10 protein-coding genes, 2 tRNA genes, 2 rRNA genes and 2 pseudogenes are annotated in these 16,551 nt (G+C 43.7%); 8 read left to right on the forward strand and 8 right to left on the reverse strand.

The annotated features are described in order from the left end of the window. Positions 1 to 49 precede the first annotated feature (49 nt). From MST16_RS15805 to MST16_RS15825, 5 genes are all read left to right on the forward strand, one after another. On the forward strand, positions 50 to 835 hold the full coding sequence (locus MST16_RS15805; RefSeq protein WP_180092565.1) for a GH25 family lysozyme: 786 nt from the start codon (positions 50 to 52) through the stop codon (positions 833 to 835). Positions 836 to 894: 59 nt separating this feature from the next. Further along, on the forward strand, positions 895 to 1,920 hold the full coding sequence (locus MST16_RS15810) for an MBL fold metallo-hydrolase (RefSeq protein WP_180010716.1): 1,026 nt from the start codon (positions 895 to 897) through the stop codon (positions 1,918 to 1,920). A gap of 51 nt (positions 1,921 to 1,971) precedes the next feature. Further along, a complete protein-coding gene (dinB, locus tag MST16_RS15815) occupies positions 1,972 to 3,027 on the forward strand; it encodes a DNA polymerase IV (RefSeq protein WP_180010718.1) in 1,056 nt (351 codons plus the stop codon). Between the two features lie 235 nt (positions 3,028 to 3,262). After that, entirely contained in the window at positions 3,263 to 4,579 is a 1,317-nt protein-coding gene (shiA, locus tag MST16_RS15820; RefSeq protein ID WP_180092571.1) for a shikimate transporter, read from the forward strand. Positions 4,580 to 4,608: 29 nt separating this feature from the next. Next, the gene (locus MST16_RS15825) at positions 4,609 to 4,965 is read left to right on the forward strand and encodes a RidA family protein (RefSeq protein WP_180010720.1); all 357 of its coding nucleotides are present in this window, start codon (positions 4,609 to 4,611) and stop codon (positions 4,963 to 4,965) included. Between the two features lie 79 nt (positions 4,966 to 5,044). Here the strand turns inward: MST16_RS15825 and MST16_RS15830 are convergent, their stop codons facing one another. The 3 genes from MST16_RS15830 to MST16_RS15840 all read right to left on the reverse strand — a co-directional run bounded on the left by MST16_RS15830 (position 5,045) and on the right by MST16_RS15840 (position 9,492). Next, entirely contained in the window at positions 5,045 to 5,587 is a 543-nt protein-coding gene (locus MST16_RS15830; protein WP_180010722.1) for a DUF2726 domain-containing protein, read from the reverse strand. Between the two features lie 434 nt (positions 5,588 to 6,021). Further along, positions 6,022 to 8,433 carry a YgiQ family radical SAM protein gene (locus MST16_RS15835; protein ID WP_180010724.1) on the reverse strand — a complete coding sequence of 804 codons (2,412 nt, stop codon included), beginning with the start codon at positions 8,431 to 8,433 and terminating at the stop codon, positions 6,022 to 6,024. A gap of 246 nt (positions 8,434 to 8,679) precedes the next feature. Continuing rightward, positions 8,680 to 9,492, reverse strand: coding sequence for a M48 family metallopeptidase (locus MST16_RS15840; protein WP_180005215.1), 813 nt, complete (start codon positions 9,490 to 9,492; stop codon positions 8,680 to 8,682). 85 nt (positions 9,493 to 9,577) lie between these two features. On the opposite strand from MST16_RS15840, the gene MST16_RS15845 reads away from it, so the two are divergent. The 3 genes and pseudogenes from MST16_RS15845 to istB all read left to right on the forward strand — a co-directional run bounded on the left by MST16_RS15845 (position 9,578) and on the right by istB (position 11,934). Further along, the gene (locus MST16_RS15845; RefSeq protein ID WP_180004513.1) at positions 9,578 to 10,510 is read left to right on the forward strand and encodes an IS5 family transposase; all 933 of its coding nucleotides are present in this window, start codon (positions 9,578 to 9,580) and stop codon (positions 10,508 to 10,510) included. An 18-nt stretch (positions 10,511 to 10,528) separates the two neighbouring features. Beyond that, a pseudogene (gene istA, locus MST16_RS15850) lies at positions 10,529 to 11,161 on the forward strand (IS21 family transposase); the annotation flags it as partial. Next, positions 11,161 to 11,934 carry an IS21-like element ISAba8 family helper ATPase IstB gene (istB, locus tag MST16_RS15855; RefSeq protein ID WP_001053379.1) on the forward strand — a complete coding sequence of 258 codons (774 nt, stop codon included), beginning with the start codon at positions 11,161 to 11,163 and terminating at the stop codon, positions 11,932 to 11,934. The pseudogene istA and the gene istB, both read left to right, overlap by 1 nt. Positions 11,935 to 12,009: 75 nt before the next feature. On the opposite strand, the pseudogene MST16_RS15860 reads toward istB, so the two are convergent. From MST16_RS15860 to MST16_RS15880, 5 genes and pseudogenes are all read right to left on the reverse strand, one after another. Further along, positions 12,010 to 12,447 (reverse strand): annotated as a pseudogene (locus tag MST16_RS15860) (MFS transporter); the annotation flags it as partial. 176 nt (positions 12,448 to 12,623) lie between these two features. Beyond that, positions 12,624 to 12,738 (reverse strand): 5S ribosomal RNA (gene rrf, locus MST16_RS15865). A 176-nt stretch (positions 12,739 to 12,914) separates the two neighbouring features. Beyond that, positions 12,915 to 15,808 (reverse strand): 23S ribosomal RNA (locus tag MST16_RS15870). Between the two features lie 457 nt (positions 15,809 to 16,265). Beyond that, a tRNA-Ala gene (locus MST16_RS15875) sits at positions 16,266 to 16,341 on the reverse strand. 74 nt (positions 16,342 to 16,415) lie between these two features. Next, positions 16,416 to 16,492, reverse strand: a tRNA-Ile gene (locus MST16_RS15880). Positions 16,493 to 16,551 lie beyond the last annotated feature (59 nt).

The following is a 16,551-nucleotide window of genomic DNA, read 5'->3' on the forward strand; positions in this document are numbered from 1 at the left end:
GATCAGCCATTAAAGGGTTATGATAAAAGAGATACTTGGATACATTTTCATGCCTAAAAAAGCCAAATCACGTACCACAAAAAGTTCACTCAAAAAATACAGCCCGATTATTGCACTCAGCGCTATCAGCGGCGTCTTGGTGGTGGCAGGACTGGGTTATTTAGCCGTTATGCCGCATCGCCCTGCATCTGCAGAAGAATATCCAGTCAAAGGTTTTGATGTTTCCCATCATCAAAAAGATATTCAATGGTCAAAAATTTCACCTAAAAAATACCAATTCGTTTATCTCAAAGCCACAGAAGGTGGTGATTTTAAAGATCGGAAATTTCAAGATAACTGGCTGCAAGCGCGGGAAAACGGCTTTTTAGTTGGGGCCTATCATTTTTACCGTCTGTGCCGTGATGGCAGGATTCAGGCAGAAAATTTTATTGCTTCCGTGCCGAAAAAAGCCGATGCCCTTCCCCCAGTGATTGATTTGGAATATGACACCAACTGCATTAACACCTACAGCAAAGAGCAGTTACTCAAAGAAATCACTTATATGCATGATCGCTTGCACCACCATTATGGCAAACAACCGATTTTTTATACTTCGAAGTCTTTTTATAATATTGTCTTAGCAGGCGAGTTTAAACACACACCGCTGTGGGTCCGTGAGTATAAAGGCCCACCCGATCTAAAAAACAATCCGAAATGGCTGATTTGGCAACATACCAATCAAGGAAAAATTCAAGGCATCTCGACCACCGTCGATTTAAATGTATTTTCAGGTGATGCCAATGCATGGGCTGATTTTTTAGACAAAAATGGCGTTTCCCCGATCAAACCCCGTTGATTTATTCACCGACTCAGGACAACATCGAACAAAATAATCCATGAAAACTGAGTCGCAGGATGCGTATTTTAAAAATTTTTCTTATTATATTTTCAGTCTTTATAATCCTCGCCATCGGGATATTGGTTTACTTGATCCAACCTTCAGGGACCTTGGCAGTGTTTAAAACGTGGCATTATCAACATCCCGCACAAAGCACTACATATACACACTCAGCAGCGCCCTATCACGTGAAGTTCTTTGGTGTTTCGACCTTACTTTTTGACGATGGCCAAGAGCAACTCCTCATCGATGGCTTCTTTACTCGTCCATCGCTCAGTCAGACCATATTCACTCAGATTCAAAGTGATCAGCCTTTATTAAAAAGCTATATCGACCAATACGACTTAAAACGTACACGTGCTATTTTCGTGACTCATTCACATTATGATCATGCGCTCGATATTCCAATGTTGGCCCACCAGCTCCCTAAAGCCATGATTGTCGGCTCTAAAAGTACCTTAAATATCGCACGGGCGATGCCAATCGCTGAATCACAATTACACGAAGTTCAAGCATGGCAACCGATGAAAATCGGTAAATTCACCATTACTACCATCCCCTCGCAACATACTCCGCCAACGGCCGTTAATGATGATTTAGGGGAAGAAATTTCGCAGCCACTACAACTCCCTGCACATTTTAGCCAGTTTAAAGAAGGTGGATCATATGATTATCTCATCCAACATGGGCCGCATTACAGTTTAGTCAAAGCCAGTACGAGTGCTGTGCCCAAACAGTTGCAAGAACTAAAAGTCGATACTTTATTTCTAGGCATCGCCCAACTTTCCAAGCAAACGGCAGCGTTTCAACAGCAATATTTCAAAGAAACCTTAGCGACTCTTCAACCCATCACCGTGATTCCAATTCATTGGGATAATTTTTTCAAACCACTGAATCCAGAGCTCGAATTTTTGCCCCGTTTTGCCGATGACACCCCTCAAAGCCTAAATCTATTGATACAGTCGGCAGCAGCTCAAAACACCAAGGTGGTTTTACTCAGTCAACCTGTGTCGTTTGAGTTAAAAAATTCAGGAAAGCGCTAGATTGACTGTGCGATACTGAAATTCAATTTTTAGGCACTGATCTAACTAAGCATGAGGAAAATCATACATATCGACATGGATGCATTTTTTGCATCTGTAGAGCTGCGGGAACGTCCAGAACTCAAGCAGCTTCCTGTTGTTGTGTCTTCACATCACCCTCGTGCAGTCATCTGCGCTGCGTCCTATCCTGCACGTGAATTTGGTTTACGTTCTGCAATGTCGATGGCACAGGCCCGTAAACTCTGTCCACAAGTCGTAGTGATCGAACCGAATTTTGAAAAATATCGTGCTGTATCGGCGCAAATTCATGCCATTTTTCAACGCTATACGTCGCTGATTGAACCGCTATCGTTAGATGAAGCTTATTTGGATGTCACAGAAAATTTACAACACATTCCGAGCGCCACCGAAGTCGCTATGCGAATTCAGGCAGAGATTTTACAAAGCACTGGTTTAACTGCCTCCGCAGGTGTCGCGCCCAATAAATTTTTGGCTAAAGTCGCTTCTGATTGGAACAAACCCAATGGCATTTGTATTATCAAACCTTCACAAGTCCTGCATTTCATCCATGACTTGGCACTGAAAAAAATACCCGGTGTGGGAAAAGTGACTCAAGAAAAATTAAAAGCTATGCAACTTAATACATTGGGTGATTTACAACAAATTGAAGAAACCGTTCTGATTCATCATTTCGGTAAATATGGCCGACAACTCTATCTGTATGCACAAGGGATTGATGAGCGACCTGTCCAATCTAGACGTGAACGTCAACAGATCTCGAAAGAAACCACTTTTGATGATGATCTCACTCTGAGCCAATGTCAGCCCTATTGGCCCAAACTGATTGACCAAGTTTGGTCTAGTTTAGAAAAAAAGCAGTTAAGTGCGCGCGGTGTATCGGCCAAATTAAAACTGAAGAATTTCCAAGTGCTACAGCACAGTAAAAGTTTTAAAACGTCACTGAATCATCGTGAAGACCTTGCGCATGTATTGCAGCAATTACTGCATGAAATGCATCTTTCTGAGGACGATCAATTTCGTCTGATTGGCGTAGGTGTCTATCAATTAAGTGCGCAAAACCAAGAAGCACAACTTTCGCTGCTCTAAAAACTTCAAGAAGATCGTATTTGCTTAAGATTTAGGCAGAAGAACAAAATTAAAGCAATTTGCTATTCACAAAGCCTAAAATTAGAGTACTCTATCAGCGCACTACATTATCCGTGTATGCGCTGAGATGCTGAAAATCACCTTTACTTTCAGCATGCTGTCCTGTGATTGGCGTGACGATCAAATCCGAATATTACAGGGCAACTCTGTTGTCAATCATGGAATACCCCGCTGTATGCCTTCTGTAAAATCCGCTCCAAATCCTCAAAATATTTCACAAAATCAAGAACAACGCGCTCGTAAAGCCGCATTAAGTAGCTTCATTGGTGCCGTAGTCGATTGGTACGACTTTTTACTTTATGGCATTGTTGCCGCACTCATTTTCAAAGATCAGTTTTTCCCCAGTATTGGCAACAATATGGGCACACTTGCTGCCTTGGCGACCTTTGGCGTTGGCTTCTTGTTCCGCCCCTTAGGCGGCATTGTGTTTGGACATTTTGGTGACAAGCTGGGTCGTAAGAAAATGTTGGTGCTCACCGTCATCCTGATGGGTATTTCGACGGTCGGCATTGGTTTATTACCCAATTTTGCGGCCATCGGTTGGTGGGCCCCGATCCTGCTCGTGACACTTCGAGCAATACAAGGTTTTGCCGTCGGTGGTGAATGGGGCGGCGCTGCCCTGATGGCCGTGGAAAATGCCCCGAAAGGCAAAAAAGCCTTTTACAGCAGTGGTGTACAAATTGGCTATGGCGTCGGACTCGTTCTGGCAACAGGCGCTGTGTCGTTGATTATTGCCACTTTGGGTGAAGATGCTTTTGCTGATTGGGCATGGCGAATTCCCTTTATTGCCAGTATTGTCTTGCTGGCTATCGCGATGTGGATTCGACGTGATCAAGACGAATCACAAGAATTCATCGACAATGTGGTCAAAGCTCGACAAACGCCGCAAAAATTACCGATTCTGCAAGCGATTAGCCAACACCCAAAAGCCTTTTTCTACATTATTGCGCTGCGCCTGACTGAGTTACTCACCATGTATTTGGTGACGAACTTTGCACTGAATTATTCCACCGCTCAATTGGGCATGGACAAACAGTTCTTCCTCAATATCACCTTAATGGTTGGTGCCATTAGCTGCTTCAGCATTCCCCTCTTTGTGTGGCTAGCAGATCGATTTGATCATCGTAAAATGTGCGTGCTGGGTGGATTGATTGGTGCGCTTTCAGCTTTTCCCTTCTTCATGGCCCTTGATGCACAAAATACTTGGCTAATTATTGTCGGTGCAATTTTCCTTGCCAATATTGCCCATGATATGGTGGTGAGTGTACACCAGCCGATTTTTACCTCCTTGTTTGGTACCGCCTATCGCTACAGTGGCGCAGGTGTCGGCTATCAAGTAGCCAGTATTATCGGTGGTGGCTTTACCCCAATGATTGCAGCAGCTTTGGTGATTTGGGGTGATGGTTCATGGCATTATGTAGCAATCTACCTTGCTGTTGGCTGTTTATTGACGGCCTTGGTTGCAGCTACAATGCCTAAAACTCAAGATTAAGTGACCTTTTTGCTTTCAGGATATTCCGCATGACCATCCAACGCCTGCATGTTTCAAAACGCTTTTCCGAAATCGCTATTTCAGGTCAATTGGTCCATTTGGCAGGTCAATTGGCAACAGACCTTGATTTAGACATCAAAGGACAAACACAGCAAACATTTGAGATCATTGATCAATTCCTTGCAGATGCCGGCACAGATAAAAGCCAGATTATGTCAGTGACCATTTATCTTAAAGATATTGAACAGGATTATGCCGCATTTAATGAAGTATGGGATGCGTGGGTGTCAGACATTGAAGCATTACCCAGAACTTGTGTCGAAGCCAAATTATACGACCCGCGTGTACGGGTAGAATTAACTGTCGTAGCCGTTAAGCCTGAATAACCATTAAGCCTGAATAACAATAAAAAAAGCATGTCTAAAGACATGCTTTTTTTTGCAAAAGACTTGGCTCTTTGAATCCTTAAGATCCAATAATTTTGATCTTTTTACGTTCCAAATCTGAATATAAATGATATTTTTTCAAATCATTAACCGGTACAAATGGCGCTTGTACACGCTGCTCATTTAAGAAATCTTCGCGTAATTGAACGTACTCAGGCACATCATCATAACGAATGACCCGATAGCCTGCCAAAGCGAGCAAAGCATCTTGATATTGCGACTGCTGCATCCGTTTCAGCACCATTGGATCATCTAAAGCGACGATTGCCAAGATCTGATGCTGTTCATCGAGGACGACAAAGTCCGCCACCATATTTCGATACTTGTTCCGCGTACGATAATATTTCGTGGTCAACAGTGCATCAAAAGATACATGCGCAAGGATCGTATGCTTAGGCAAAATTTCTTTTAAACGCGTGTAAGTTAATTGCTCATTAATGTTGAAAATAGCACGTTGTTTCAATGCGCTATCTTGTTGCTTAGAATCACTTTCTAAACTTTTCCAAGCCATTATGAGCACACAGAAGAGTAAAATACTCCCTATTACTATGTATATAGTCATCTCATAATCCTTTATATTTCTTATATTTTTGGTTTTTGACATACTTCTTTTGAAGACGAAGTATACAACCAGTATTATTTTTTTAATTTCCTATTAAAAAAAATAACTCTAACTTTCACACAATACGTATTTAAACTGACAAAAAGTTGCAAACTTAAAGCGTCAAACATCACATGCCACTTCGTTCAGAGTAATAGCATCCATTGCTATATACAGATACTTTAGATCATTCGCTAAAACGACAGCAAGTGCATTTCCTCTCACTGTCAGACTATTCCGATAAGCTGTCAAATTTTGCTCGTATTTCATTGAGATAACCGACACACATATGGCATTGAGCTTGTAACAGCATATAAAAATGCAAACTTTCTTATGCTGCCGAGCATAACACCCATAAAAAAAGACACCGAAGTGTCTTTTTTTATCTATCCATTTTAAGCGCGTGATTTAGACTTCGATTTTCCTTTGGGTTTCGGACCGCCAAAAGGTTTTTTCGCATCACCCGTTTCACGCGGCGGCAGACCAGTATGCTGCGTCAAGATTTGACCGCGCTCAGGACGCTTCTTGGTATTTGAAGGACGCGATTGAGCAGCCTTCGTCCGATTACCTTGTTCACCTGTACGTTTTTGTGAATCACCCGCAATGCTTGAGTTCTTTTTACGTGCAGATTGGTATTGGCCCTCAGCACTGCCCGCCGGTTGATACGTCGGAATCAAATGCTGTTTTGAGTTGCCAATCAGATCCTGACGGCCCATTTCTTTGAGCGCTTCACGCAGCAATGGCCAGTTATTTGGATCATGGTAACGCAAGAAGGCTTTATGTAAACGGCGGCGTTTTTCACCTTTCACGATATCGACATTTTCGGTATAACGCGCCACTTTAGCCAGCGGGTTTTTACCGGTGTAGTACATGGTTGTTGCGGTCGCCATTGGTGATGGATAAAAGGTTTGCACCTGATCGGCACGGAAACCATTCTTCTTCAGCCAAATCGCCAAGTTCATCATGTCATAGTCAGTCGTACCCGGATGCGCTGCGATAAAGTAAGGAATGAGATACTGCTCCTTCCCTGCTTCCTTACTGAAACGATCAAACATTTGTTTGAAACGGTCATAGGTCCCGATCCCCGGCTTCATCATCTTCGATAATGGGCCTTTTTCGGTATGTTCAGGTGCAATTTTCAGGTAACCGCCCACATGGTGTGTCACCAATTCTTTGACATATTCTGGGTTTAACACTGCAAGGTCATAACGTAAACCAGAACCGATCAGAATCTTTTTAATCCCCGGCAATGAACGCGCTTTACGGTATAACTGGGTTAAAGGCGCATGATCTGTGTGCAAGTTTTGACACACACCCGGGAATACACACGACGGCTTACGGCAGTTCTTTTCAATCTCAGGATCTTTACATGCCAAACGGTACATATTGGCCGTTGGACCGCCTAAGTCAGAAATGATCCCGGTAAAACCCGGTGCGGTATCACGAATTTTTTCAACTTCACGCAAAATCGATTCTTCAGAACGGTTTTGAATGATACGCCCTTCATGCTCTGTAATTGAGCAGAAGGTACAGCCGCCAAAACAGCCACGCATAATGTTTACAGAGAACTTAATCATGTCAAAAGCAGGAAAACGCGCTTCACCATACGCAGGATGTGGCAGACGTGCATACGGCAAGTCAAACACATAATCCATTTCTTCTGTAGTCAATGGAATCGGCGGTGCATTCAGCCAAACATCACGTTCACCATGCTTTTGCACCATCGCGCGCGCATTGCCCGGATTAGTTTCCAAATGCAAAATACGGTTGGCATGTGCATACAGCACAGGATCATTCGCCACATCTTCATAGGCAGGTAAACGAATCACCGCCAATTCACGCGGCGGCAATTTATGCTTAATGGCTTTTGATGCAGGCTGCAGCTGCACGATTTGCGTATCGGCGTCTAAGTTATCACCTTCACGAACAATCGGATTTGCTACCGCTTCTTTTTGGAAGCCTTGATATTGCGTAACGCTGTCTTTGCCTTTCTCGATTTCACAGCCTTCAAGGTCTTCAGTCATCACGTACGGGTTAATGATCGGATCGACACGGCCAATCGCATCGACATCATTTGATGCGATTTCAATAAACTTCGCTTTTGAAGCCCGGTTATTTTTATTCACAATAAATGCAGTACCGCGGACATCCGTAATCTCTTGGATTTTTTCACCGCGAGCCAAACGATGCATGATTTCCGTGATTGAACGTTCACCATTACCATACATCAATAGATCGGCTTTCGAGTCCATCAATACTGAACGGCGGACTTTGTCTGACCAATAATCATAATGTGCAATACGGCGCAGCGAGGCTTCAATACCGCCCAATAATACAGGCACATCTGGATAAGCTTCACGCACACGCTGGCAATAGACTGTTGCTGCGCGGTCTGGACGTTTATTCGGCTGATTATCCGGAGAATACGCATCATCTGAACGGATTTTACGGTCAGCTGTATAACGGTTGATCATCGAATCCATGTTGCCGGCTGTCACGCCCCAAGCAATATTTGGTTTACCCAATACACGGAAGGCTTCTACATTGGTCCAGTCTGGCTGAGCAATAATCCCGACACGGAAACCTTGTGCTTCAAGGGTACGGCCGATAATGCCTGAACAGAATGATGGATGATCGATATACGCATCACCGCAAACCAAAATAAAGTCGCAGCTATCCCAACCGAGTTGATCCATTTCTTCGCGTGACATCGGCAAAAATGGCGCAGGGTCAAAACAAGACGCCCAATATTTGTCGTAATCAAACAACGCTTTTGGCGCAGTCTGCATAGTATAAGCAGTAGACATGGCTAGCAATTCTCGGCTGGCAGATGGAATGATCTAAAAAAAGATCAAAGAAGATGAAAGCCGATCATTTTACCATGAATTCCATTCATCATGCTTGATTATAATTTATACAATAGCTACAGAATCATTGAATTGTTTTATATAGACATCAGATGTAATAGTGCTGTAGCACGACTATAAAACAAGATTTAAATAAATCATTTGTAACTTTGCTTTAGTTTAAATCAACCTAGAATGTGCCATGAGTTATCGCATTTTATTCAACATTAAAGCCTGCGCCTGTTGAAATTTGATGTGCATTTCAGGTAAATATTTTTCAATATAAATCTTACGCTTATCTATACTGTCTTGAGTCATCAATGGTTTTACATCAAGCATTTGACGGCGTGTCGTTTCCTGCTGATATTTTTGACAAAAACTCAATGCTGCATTTGGGTCAAAGCCCGCTTTCGACATAAGATCAAGTGCGAGAACATCAGCTTCTAGTTCAAATTTTGAAACTTTAGGCAGAAAAACCGCTTGCCCAGTCACACTACTGGCAGCCGTTGCAAGCGCGCCGATACCCGCAGTCGAAGAAATCATCGCCACCTGACTAGCAAACAGCAAAGAAATCTTTTCACGATGATGATCACGCAATGCATGTGCCATTTCATGCGCCATCACAAATGCCAATTCATCTTCAGTCAGCTTTAAACTCCAATACAAACCCGTGTTAATGACAATTTTCCCACTTGGAAAACCATGTGCATTTAAATCTTTATTGAGATTCCCACTGACTTGCCAATCCCATTGGCTCGAACCTTGACGGTAAAACTCCGCATTTTTTTTGAGTTTATTTAAAACCTGATCCAATTTCGGATAAATGATCAAAAGTTGTTTGTCTTTAGACTGATGAATAAATTGTTGATAAGATCTGTCCGCCTGTTTAGTTAATAATTTTTGAGGAACGATAAAAAACTGTTTACGTTCTGCACCAGCTGTCCCTAAATTCGTGGTACTTACACAAGCTGAAATTAAGATAAAAAATAAAGCCATCATTAAAATAGTTATATTTTTCATAATCGCCTTAATTTTAATACCAATATTGATCGGCTTTGTTGCACAAACCTATCGTTAAGGGCTTATTCCACAATATAATTTTCAAATGAATAAGCCCACACCTAAAATTTACCGTACTCTCAATTGGTCTACATACAACCGCGCACTTATTAATCGTGGAAATATTGCCATTTGGTTTGATTCAAAAACTCAGTGGTATGCACAAGCAAAGGGCAAACAAGGTCGAAATCAAACCTATTCTGATATAGCAATCCAATGTTGCCTAATGATTAAATCCCTATTTCGACTCTCTTTACGCATGGTTTCAGGTTTTGTTCAAAGCCTGATTAAGCTTTGGGGATTAGATTGGACAGCTCCGGATTACTCCACCCTTTGTCGTAGACAAAAGCATATTGATATTGCGATTAGCTATCAAAAAAGTAGTGATGGGCTACATCTACTCGTAGACTCCACTGGCTTGAGATTTCTAGGTGAAGGTGAATGGAAACGTAAGAAACATGGACCTGAATATCGTCGTCAATGGCGCAAGCTTCATATTGCTATAGATGCTGAAACCCTTCAAATACGTGCAGTACAGCTTACTACAAATAATGTGAGCGATTCGCAAGTACTCGATGATTTACTTTCTCAAATTCCCTTGGATGAACGAATTGATTCGGTCTATACTGATGGCGCATATGACACAAAGCTCTGCCGACAAGTCATTTCAGATCGAGATGCACATGCGGTGATTCCACCTAGAAAAAATGCGAAGCCATGGAAAGATAAAAAGACCAGCTCGCTAGAGCGAAATGAATTACTTCGTACTGTTAAACATCTAGGTAGGACGCTATGGAAAAAATGGTCAGGCTACCATCATCGAAGTTTGGTTGAAACCAAGATGCATTGCATCAAATTATTGGGCGATAAATTAACAGCAAGGAGTTTTCCTAGTCAGGTGAATGAGATTCATGCACGTGTAGCAGTTTTGAACAAATTCACAGAATTAGGTCGCCCTCATACCCAAGTTGTCACTTAAATTTGAGTTACTTAGGGAAACTCTATCTTTAAAGCCTTTATGCAACAAAGCCTCGCAACATTAGGGTATTCCAGAGCGACTTTCGTGAAATTTTATGATCATGAACGTACCGATGCATGGATCGATGGTCTAGAAAATGCATTTCAGTTCTTTGCAGGAGTACCTCAGGAAATACTGTTTGATAACGCTAAAACGATCATGATTGAACGGGATGCCTATCAGGAGGGGCAGCATAAATGGAATCCCAAACTGCTCGACTGCGCCAAGAAATACAGCTTTCGTCCTCGCGTATGTAAGCCCTACCGTGCACAGACCAAAGGCAAAGTTGAACGCTTTAATGGATACCTCAAATCAAGCTTTATTGTGCCATTGAAAGCAAGCCTGAAGACTTCGGGTTTACTGTTAGATGTTGATGTCGCCAATGCCCTCATTGGCCGGTGGCTGCATGAAACCGCCAATCAGCGGATTCATGCCACCACGCAAGAAAAACCGGCTGTTCGACTGCAACAGGAGCAGCAAAAATTTACGCCATTACCGCAATCAGATACGGGTTCTGGCACTGTACCTGTTGCAGCAGCACAGCATGTCATGCCCTACGAGAGTTTGCAGCATCCCTTATCGGTATATGACCAGTTGCTGGGAGTTTCCTGATGAATCTGCAATACGACCGTATAGAGCAACTTTGCCAAAAGCTCAATCTGCCTGCCATCGCATCACAATGGTCACATCATGCACAACAAACATTAGGTCAAGATGGAAGTTATGCCGACTTTGTTGAAGCGATCTTGACGCATGAATATGCTGCCAGGCAACAGCGCAGTCAGCAGGTACTGATGAAACTCTCAGGCCTGCCTCAAGTCAAAACCCTGGAAGACTATGATTTTAATTATGCCCTAGGGGCCCCTAAATCACAGGTGATTGAACTGTTCAATCTGAGCTTTATTGCTAGAGCAGAAAATGTGGTGTTTCTCGGGGCTAGCGGAGTAGGAAAAACGCACTTATCTATGGCATTAGGCTATAAGGCCATCATGAACAACATTAAGATCAAGTTCATTACCGCCGCCGATCTCATGCTGCAACTGAGTACAGCCTATCAGCAAGGTAAACTGAAAACCTATATGCAACGTGCGGTACTGGGACCAAAGTTACTGATTATCGATGAAATTGGTTATTTACCGTTTGGACGTGAAGAAGCGAATCTGTTCTTTAACGTGATTGCCAAGCGTTATGAAAAAGGCAGTACGATATTGACGAGTAACTTACCCTTTAGCCAGTGGTCCAAATCCTTTGCAGATGATGTCACGTTGACCGCTGCGATGTTAGATCGGTTATTGCATCACTGTCATGTGGTACAAATATCGGGTGAGAGTTATCGTTTGAAGGATAAAAAAAGAATTGGGATTCAGCCCCAGGTTGAAACTTAATACGAGATCAAAGGGGTCAATTTTACTTTGCCATTTGAAAGGTAAAAGGGGTCAATTTTAGAATGCCGTTGACACCATTGCAAAGCCTATATCTTTTTGCGCAATTTCCTCTCCAATATAAGTCATTGCAACAGCAGCAACACCACTCACACTTAAACCAATCAACACGCGATTCAGTAGAAATACTTCCCAAAGCGGAAATATAGAACTGATTATTAAAAGTGACGCTGCCAAAAATAAAGCGGTGACCATGACAGGCTTACGGCCGAATCGATCTGAAATCAAACCAGTGAACAGCAGCCCTACCGCTAAGGCAATGGTTGAAAAAGATAATGGAAAGCTGCTATGTGTCGGACTGACATGAAAATAATCAGCAAAAATGGGCATCATCGGTTGTACACAATACAACGATGAAAAAATTGCGAAGCCCGCTAAAAATAAAGAAAATAAAATGGCAAGAAATGGCCGTGTGCCATATTCAATATAAGGAGAATTTGAGGCTAAATCAGACATGAGCTTTCCATCAATGACACGGATAGTATACGCCTTTCAGTCTTTAATTTATAAATCACATAAAAATGAATGAAGCTTTTCTTCTATATTTCTACTTTATCTTTTCCTCTTTTTCTTCCCTTTTCTCCTTGCAAAAAAAACACCCCCTGACGTATCAGGGGGTGTTTTGAATAATGAGCTGGCGATGACTTACTCTCACATGGGTAACCCCACACTACCATCAGCGCTAAGAGGTTTCACTTCTGAGTTCGGGAAGGGATCAGGTGGTTCACTCTTGCTATTGTCGCCAGCACAACTGTTATGACTTTGCATTTGGTCTTATCTTTTCAGTGCCGTTGCTTGGTCAAATGAGTTATTAACAGATCATATCTAAGTTGCATATTTTGTTCTTAAGCGTTAACTAAATCAAGTTATTTTGCTTAATATCGAATCAATTGATGCTTTACATACAACTGTTTGGGTGTTGTATAGTCAAGCCTCACGAGCAATTAGTATTGGTCAGCTTCATGCGTCACCGCACTTCCACATCCAACCTATCAACGTCGTAGTCTTCAACGGCTCTTTAGTGGACATAAAGTCCAAGGGAAATCTTATCTTGAGGTAGGCTTCCCGCTTAGATGCTTTCAGCGGTTATCCCTTCCGAACATAGCTACCCGGCGATGCGACTGGCGTCACAACCGGTACACCAGAGGTTCGTCCACTCTGGTCCTCTCGTACTAGGAGCAGATCCTCTCAAATTTCCAGCGCCCACGGTAGATAGGGACCGAACTGTCTCACGACGTTCTAAACCCAGCTCGCGTACCTCTTTAAATGGCGAACAGCCATACCCTTGGGACCTGCTTCAGCCCCAGGATGAGATGAGCCGACATCGAGGTGCCAAACACCGCCGTCGATATGAACTCTTGGGCGGTATCAGCCTGTTATCCCCAGAGTACCTTTTATCCGTTGAGCGATGGCCCTTCCATACAGAACCACCGGATCACTAAGACCTACTTTCGTACCTGCTCGACTTGTGGGTCTCGCAGTTAAGCGCGCTTTTGCCTTTATACTCTACGCGTGATTTCCGACCACGCTGAGCGCACCTTCGTACTCCTCCGTTACTCTTTAGGAGGAGACCGCCCCAGTCAAACTACCCACCAGACATGGTCCTCGTCCCGGATAACGGGACAGAGTTAGAACCTCAATATTACCAGGGTGGTATTTCAAGATTGGCTCCACCGAAACTAGCGTCTCGGTTTCAAAGCCTCCCACCTATCCTACACAAGTAAGATCAAAGTTCAATGTCAAGCTGCAGTAAAGGTTCACGGGGTCTTTCCGTCTAGCCGCGGGTACACCGCATCTTCACGGCGATTTCGATTTCACTGAGCCTCTGCTGGAGACAGCGCCCCCATCATTATGCCATTCGTGCAGGTCGGAACTTACCCGACAAGGAATTTCGCTACCTTAGGACCGTTATAGTTACGGCCGCCGTTTACTGGGGCTTCGATCAAGAGCTTCGCTTACGCTAACCCCATCAATTAACCTTCCAGCACCGGGCAGGCATCACACCCTATACGTCCACTTTCGTGTTTGCAGAGTGCTATGTTTTTAATAAACAGTTGCAGGGGCCTGGTTTCTGTGGCTGCTCTCAGCTCAGGAAGCAAGTTCCATCACCAAAAGCAGCGTACCTTCTCCCGAAGTTACGGTACCATTTTGCCTAGTTCCTTCAGCAGAGTTCTCTCAAGCGCTTTGGTCTACTCGACCTGACCACCTGTGTCGGTTTCGGGTACGATTCCAGTGTAACTGAAGCTTAGAGACTTTTCCTGGAAGTATGGTATCAGCCACTTCACTGTACAAGTACAGCTTGCTGTCAGATCTCAGCATAGAGTACCCCGGATTTGCCTAAGATACATGCCTACTTCCTTTCACCTGGACAACCAACGCCAGGCTGACTTAACCTTCTCCGTCCTCTCATCGCATTACACTGAAGTATTGGAATATTAACCAATTTCCCATCGACTACGCCTCTCGGCCTCGCCTTAGGGGTCGACTCACCCAGCCCCGATTAACGTTGGACTGGAACCCTTGGTCTTTCAGCGAACGGGTTTTTCACCCGTTTTGTCGTTACTCACGTCAGCATTCGCACTTCTGATACCTCCAGCGGACTTCTCAATCCACCTTCATCGGCTTACAGAACGCTCCCCTACCACTTACACTAATGTGTAAATCCGCAGCTTCGGCATATAGTTTTAGCCCCGTTACATCTTCCGCGCAGGCCGACTCGACTAGTGAGCTATTACGCTTTCTTTAAAGGGTGGCTGCTTCTAAGCCAACCTCCTAGCTGTCTATGCCTTCCCACATCGTTTCCCACTTAACTATAATTTTGGGGCCTTAGCTGGCGGTCTGGATTGTTTTCCTCTTGACTACGGACGTTAGCACCCGCAGTCTGTCTCCCGGATAGTACTCATTGGTATTCGGAGTTTGCATCGGTTTGGTAAGTCGGGATGACCCCCTAGCCGAAACAGTGCTCTACCCCCAATGGTATTCGTCCGAGGCGCTACCTAAATAGCTTTCGGGGAGAACCAGCTATCACCGAGTTTGATTAGCCTTTCACCCCTATCCACAAGTCATCCCCTGGCTTTTCAACGACAGTGGGTTCGGTCCTCCAGTTAGTGTTACCCAACCTTCAACCTGCTCATGGATAGATCACCCGGTTTCGGGTCTACACCCAGCAACTAAACGCCCTATTAAGACTCGATTTCTCTACGGCTCCCCTAATCGGTTAACCTTGCTACTGAATGTAAGTCGCTGACCCATTATACAAAAGGTACGCAGTCACCAAACAAGTTGGCTCCCACTGCTTGTATGCATGCGGTTTCAGGATCTATTTCACTCCCCTCACAGGGGTTCTTTTCGCCTTTCCCTCACGGTACTGGTTCACTATCGGTCAGTCAGGAGTATTTAGCCTTGGAGGATGGTCCCCCCATATTCAGACAAGGTTTCACGTGCCTCGCCCTACTCGACATCATTATCTAAGCCCTTTCGCGTACAGGACTATCACCTACTATGGTCGCACTTCCCAGAGCGTTCCACTAAAGCTTAGATAACTTAATGGGCTTTTCCCCGTTCGCTCGCCGCTACTGAGGGAATCTCAATTGATTTCTTTTCCTAAGGGTACTGAGATGTTTCACTTCCCCTCGTTCGCCTCATAAACCTATGTATTCAGTTTATGATACCCGCCTTATAGCGGGTGGGTTTCCCCATTCAGAAATCTCCGGATCACAGGATATTTGCCGCCTCCCCGGAGCTTATCGCAGGCTATTACGTCTTTCATCGCCTCTGACTGCCAAGGCATCCACCACATGCACTTAATTACTTGACTATACAACCCCAAACAGTCGCCCATCTCCTACAAGTGAAGATGTTGCGTTGCGAACTTAATCGCCACAGTTAGAGTCTCGTGAACTTAATCACTGTACAGCTTCAATTAGATTCATATACCAAAACGCTTGATTCAGTTAATTTCGCTAGTAACTCATAGCTTTTATCTTCACATCACAGTAATAAATCACTGTTAGTGTTAATGTCAGTTATGAGTATGAACAAATTATTTCAACTCAAATATATTCTGTTAATGATTTTTCCAGCCTTCGTCAGGTCAGGAAACTGTGATAAATCACAGAGCTTAATAACAATGGAGCGAATCATACGCCACTTTGTTGCTAAGCTCTATAAGCTATCAAACCGTTTGATTAAGGCTTAACCCACAAGACAACTACGCGATCACTTCGTGATCTTGTCTTGCATACTTTTTAAAAGCAGTGCTTTAAAAAGTATTCTGGTGGAGACTAGGAGAGTCGAACTCCTGACCTCCTGCGTGCAAAGCAGGCGCTCTACCAACTAAGCTAAGTCCCCAGCTTATCAATAAGTCAATGTCTCTGATTTTCTGTTTGCTTCCGTATTTTATTCAAATACTTCGTTAGTCAGAATGGTGGGTCTGACAAGACTTGAACTTGTGACCCCACGCTTATCAAGCGTGTGCTCTAACCAACTGAGCTACAGACCCTCAGATACATCGTCATGAAGAACAACTTGTTGTGGATTCTTACCAATCGTCAATCTTTC

It is taken from the genome of Acinetobacter sp. YH16040_T (genome assembly GCF_024605785.1).
Classification (GTDB): Bacteria; Pseudomonadota; Gammaproteobacteria; order Pseudomonadales; family Moraxellaceae; genus Acinetobacter; species Acinetobacter amyesii.